Raw genomic sequence first — 848 nt, forward strand, 5'->3', positions numbered from 1 at the left:
ACGAACTCGCCATCCCCCGCGACCCCCGGGCCCCCGCCATCGCCCGCGCCACCCTCCGGGCCGTCCTCGCCGCGCACGAGCTCGGTGAACTGGCCGACCGCGCCGAGCTGTTGGTGTCCGAGCTCGCCACCAACTCCGTCCGGTACGCGAACGGGGCCGCCGTCGTCCGGCTCTGCTGGGCGCACCCCGTACTGCGCGCCAGCGTCATGGACGGCAGCGCCGAGCTGCCCCGCCCCCTGGAGCCGAACGTAGATGCCGACCGGGGGCGAGGGCTGCTGATGCTCGACCTGATGGCCGACCGCTGGGGCGGCTGCGCGCTCGACCAGGCGCTGTTTGGGGAGGGCGGCAAGACCATCTGGTTCGAGCTGGCCTTGCGGGTGGGGCCGCCGCCGTCCCCGCCCGTACTGGCCGCGTGACTGGCCGGGTGTCGAGAGGAGCGGTCGGGCCGAGGCCGAGTGTGTCGCGTCACGCGACCCTAGGGGCGGCGTGCATCCCGATGTAGCAGACGCCAGTGCCGTCGGGGAGCGCCGAGAACACCACCGGCATCCAGTCCTCGGCGAACGGGCGGGTGCCCGCCCCGGCGAACGCCGTCTCCGAGACCGGGATCAGTTCCATCTCCAGCGCGGGGGAGAGGCCCGCCATGCCGTCCACGAACTCGTACACCAGGTGCCCGCTGCCGTCCCGCTCAGCGGCGCAAGGACCCGGGGCAGATCCGTGAGGACAACTTCACCTACGGTCTTGACCGGGTCCTGGACGGCCTGGAGGCCCGGCTCGCCCACGCGCGGGGCAAGTAGCCGGGGCAGGCGGCGGGCCCGGGGGCAAGTAGCCGGGCGGAGGGCCGGACCCGG

2 protein-coding genes are annotated in these 848 nt (G+C 74.3%); one reads left to right on the plus strand and one right to left on the minus strand.

From position 1 onward, the window contains the following. Positions 1–416: ATP-binding protein (locus U9R90_RS36505; RefSeq protein ID WP_411061806.1), on the plus strand; the 416-nt coding region annotated here is incomplete at its 5' end. Between the two features lie 49 nt (positions 417–465). Here U9R90_RS36505 and U9R90_RS36510 read toward each other — a convergent pair. After that, positions 466–663 carry a hypothetical protein gene (locus U9R90_RS36510; protein ID WP_411061808.1) on the minus strand — a complete coding sequence of 66 codons (198 nt, stop codon included), beginning with the start codon at positions 661–663 and terminating at the stop codon, positions 466–468. Between the last annotated feature and the right edge of the window lie 185 nt (positions 664–848).

It is taken from the genome of Streptomyces sp. E11-3 (genome assembly GCF_046540415.1).
In the GTDB taxonomy this organism is placed as follows: Bacteria; Actinomycetota; Actinomycetes; order Streptomycetales; family Streptomycetaceae; genus Streptomyces.